The sequence below is a fragment of the Deltaproteobacteria bacterium genome (assembly GCA_016234845.1).
Taxonomy (GTDB): Bacteria; Desulfobacterota; Deferrimicrobia; order Deferrimicrobiales; family Deferrimicrobiaceae; genus JACRNP01.
On record JACRNP010000080.1, the window covers coordinates 1 to 3577 of the forward strand.

The following is a 3577-nucleotide window of genomic DNA, read 5'->3' on the forward strand; positions in this document are numbered from 1 at the left end:
CCGCGCGCTCGACGATGTTGATCGCCTGGTCGCCGATCCGCTCCATGTCCACGATGATCTTCATCGCGGCCGTGATGAACCGCAGGTCGACGGCCGCCGGCTGCCGCAGGGCGATGATCTCCAGGCACGCCTCGTCGATCTCGACGTGGAGCTGGTTGACCTTCGATTCCATCGCCCGGACCTCGGCGAGGAGTCCGGTGTCCCGCCGGACGAGCGCCTGGATCACCCGTCGCGTCATCTGCTCGACCAGCCCCCCCATCCGGAGGACCATCTCCCGGATTCCCCCCAGCTGCTCCGCGTAGTGCTTCTTCATCTCCGTTCACCGCCTCCCGGTAAATTTCAACCGAACCTTCCGGTGATGTACTCCTCCGTCCGCTTGTCGGACGGGTTGGTGAAGATCTTCCCGCTCTTGTCCATCTCGATCAGCTCGCCCAGCAGGAAGAATGCGACGCTGTCGGAGATCCGCGCCGCCTGCTGCATGTTGTGGGTCACGACGACGATGGTGTACCGGTCGCTCAGGTCCTCGATCAGCTCCTCGATCTTGGCGGTGGAGACCGGGTCCAGCGCCGAGCACGGCTCGTCCATCAGGAGCACCTCGGGCTCCACGGCGAGCGCCCGGGCGATGCAGAGGCGCTGCTGCTGTCCGCCCGACAGCGACGCGCCGGGACGGTCGAGGTGCGCCTCGACCTCCCGCCAGAGCGCCGCCTTGCGGAGCGAGGCCTCCACGATGTCCGCGATCCCGGACCGCGACAGCTTCCTCCCGTTCAGCTTGAGTCCCACCGCGACGTTTTCGAACACCGACATCCGGGGGAACGGGTTCGGCTGCTGGAACACCATCCCGACCCGCCGGCGGAGGTAGACCGGGTCCACCTTCTCCGAGTAGATGTTCGTGCCGTCGAGGAGGATCTCCCCCTCCATCCGGAACCCCGGCGTCATGTCGTTCATCCGGTTGAGGCACCGGATGAAGGTGCTCTTTCCGCACCCGGACGGCCCCATCACCGAGGTGACGGAATTCCTCGCGATCTCCATCCGGATGCGCCGGAGCACCTGGTTTTCCCCGAACCAGCCGCTTACGTCCCGGATATCCCATGCGTTCGCCATGCGCGGTCCCTCCTACCGTTTCTCCCGGGTGAGGACCCGGGCCCCGACGTTGATCAGCAGCACCATCGCGATGAGGACCAGCGCGCCCGCCCACGCCTTGTCGTGCCAGTCCTCGTACGGCGAGATGGCGTACGAAAACACCTGGAGCGGCATCGCGGCCATCGGCTGGTCGAGCCGCGTCTGCCAGAACTGGTTCCCGAGGGCCGTGAACAGGAGCGGCGCCGTCTCTCCGACGATGCGGGCCATCGCCAGCAGGATTCCGGTGAGGATCCCCGCCGACGCGGTCCGGACGGTGATGAACAGCGTCGTCTTCCACTGCGCGATCCCCAGCGCCAGCGCCGCCTCCCGGACCGTCACCGGGACGGTGCGGAGCATGTCCTCCGTCGTCCGCACGACCACCGGGATGAAGATCATCGACAGCGCCGCCGCCCCGGCCCAGGCGGAGAACCGCTTCATCGGGATCACGATGAGGAGGTACCCGAAGATCCCCATGATGATGGAGGGGACCCCTGTCAGGGTATCGACCGCGAACCGCACCGTCGCGGCGAATTTCCCCCGTCCGTACTCCGCCAGGTAGATCCCGCACATCACCGCCATCGGCACCGACCACAGCAGGGTGAGGAGCGTGATCACGAATGTGCCGAGGATCCCGTTCGCGATCCCGCCTCCCGGCTCCCCGACCGGGTGCGGAAGGTCCGTCAGCAGCGTCCACCGGAGCTCCTTCGCGCCCTTGATCAGCAGGTCGAAGAAGATCAGGAACAGGGGCAGGATCACGAGAAACGCGCAGAGCCGGAACACCCATTTCGCGGCCCGGTCCGCCGCTTTCCGCCGGAAGGAGATCGTGCCCGTGTCCATCAGATCCCCCGCGAGGCGCGCGCGACCATCTTTTTCAGGATCCACTTGGCCGCGAGATTGACGACGAAGGTTACGAGGAAGAGAAGGAGCCCGACCAGGATCAGGGAGGAGAGCTGGATCCCCCCGGCCTCGGCGAACTCGTTGGCGATCACCGCCGCCATCGAGTACCCCTGCTGGAAGAGCGAAAGGAAGATCTCGGGGCGGTTCCCGATGACCATCGTGACCGCCATCGTCTCCCCCAGGGCCCTGCCCAGCCCCAGCACCGTGGCGCCGAAGATCCCGGGGATGCAGTGCTGGCCGATCACGATCCGGATCATCTCCCACCGCGTCCCCCCCAGCGACAGCACCGCCTCCTTCTGCCGCTGCGGCACCGTGGACAGCACCTCCCGGCTGACCGAGAGGATGAAGGGGACGATCATGATCGACAGGAGCGCGCCGGCCGCGAGCACGCTCGGACCGTAGACCGGCCCCCGGAACAGGGGGATCCACCCGAGGTGGTTCGCCAGCGGTTTCATCAGCCAGTCGCGCAGGATCGGGACCAGGACGAAGATCCCCCAGAGACCGTAGATGACGCTCGGGATGGCCGCCAGCAGCTCCGCCAGGAACGAGACAGGCCCCTTGAGCCAGGGGGGGGCGAACTCGACGATGAAGATCGCCGCGCCCACGCTCAACGGGACGGCGATCAGGATGGCCAGGAAGGAGGTGACCAGGGTACCGTAGATGAAGGGGAGGGCGCCGAACTGCTCCGCGACCGGATCCCAGCTCCCGCCGGAGAGGAACCCGGCGCCGAACTTCCGCAGGGCCGGCAGCGACTCCCGGAGAAGCACGGCGAAGAGAAGAACCGCGAGAGAGAGCACCGCGAAGGCGAAGAACGCGGAGATCCTCTCGAACGCGAGGTCCTTGTCGTTTTTTCCGCTGCGGGTGGTCATTCCGGCGACGGTTCCCTTTCTCCCGCGAAACGGGAAAAAGGGGATCTCTCCCCCTTTTCCCTTCCGGTATGGATCACGGCGGTCCGCGGGGCGGACGGCCGGCTCAGTACAGCGGCTTTCCCTTGAAGGAGATCCGCCGGAGCGCCTTGTCGACCTTCTCCGCAACCGGCTTCGGCAGGGCGGCGTAGTCGAGCCCCGCCTCCATCTTCTGGCCGTCCTTCATCGCCCACTTGAGGAACTGCACCATCGCCTTCCCCCGCGCCTCGTCCCTCTGGTCCTTGTAGACCAGGATCCAGGTGAGCCCGGAGATGGGCCACGAATCCTTGCCCGGTGCGTCGACCAGCGACACCCGGAAATCGTCCGGCATCGACTTCGCCGCTCCCGCCGCCGCGGCGGAGGTCGCTTCGAGCGTCGGGAAAACGAAGTTCCCCTCCCGGTTCCGGAGCGCCGCGACCTTCATCTTGTTCTGCTTCGCGTACGCCAGTTCGACGTACCCCACGGCCCCGGGCGTCTGCTTGACCACCCCGGCGACGCCCTCGTTCCCCTTTCCGCCGAGGCCGACCGGCCATTTCACCGACTTGCCGCGGCCGACCTTGGCGCGCCACCCGGTGTCCACCGCGGTCAGGTAGTTCGTGAAGATGTCCGTCGTGCCGGAGCCGTCGGAGCGGTGCGACACGACGATGTCCGCGTTC

General features: G+C 66.8%; 5 protein-coding genes. All 5 read right to left on the reverse strand.

Annotated elements, in window-relative coordinates; translation table 11 throughout:
- A partial coding sequence (locus HZB86_06105) for a phosphate transport system regulatory protein PhoU (protein MBI5905108.1) occupies window positions 1-313 on the reverse strand: 313 nt, incomplete at its 3' end.
- Between the two features lie 26 nt (window positions 314-339).
- Window positions 340-1101 carry a phosphate ABC transporter ATP-binding protein gene (pstB, locus tag HZB86_06110; protein MBI5905109.1) on the reverse strand — a complete coding sequence of 254 codons (762 nt, stop codon included), beginning with the start codon at window positions 1099-1101 and terminating at the stop codon, window positions 340-342.
- A gap of 12 nt (window positions 1102-1113) precedes the next feature.
- A complete protein-coding gene (gene pstA, locus HZB86_06115) occupies window positions 1114-1956 on the reverse strand; it encodes a phosphate ABC transporter permease PstA (protein MBI5905110.1) in 843 nt (280 codons plus the stop codon).
- The gene (gene pstC / locus HZB86_06120) at window positions 1956-2885 is read right to left on the reverse strand and encodes a phosphate ABC transporter permease subunit PstC (protein ID MBI5905111.1); all 930 of its coding nucleotides are present in this window, start codon (window positions 2883-2885) and stop codon (window positions 1956-1958) included. Before pstC ends, pstA begins: the two co-directional genes overlap by 1 nt.
- Before the next feature lie 103 nt (window positions 2886-2988).
- A partial coding sequence (gene pstS, locus HZB86_06125; protein ID MBI5905112.1) for a phosphate ABC transporter substrate-binding protein PstS occupies window positions 2989-3577 on the reverse strand: 589 nt, incomplete at its 5' end.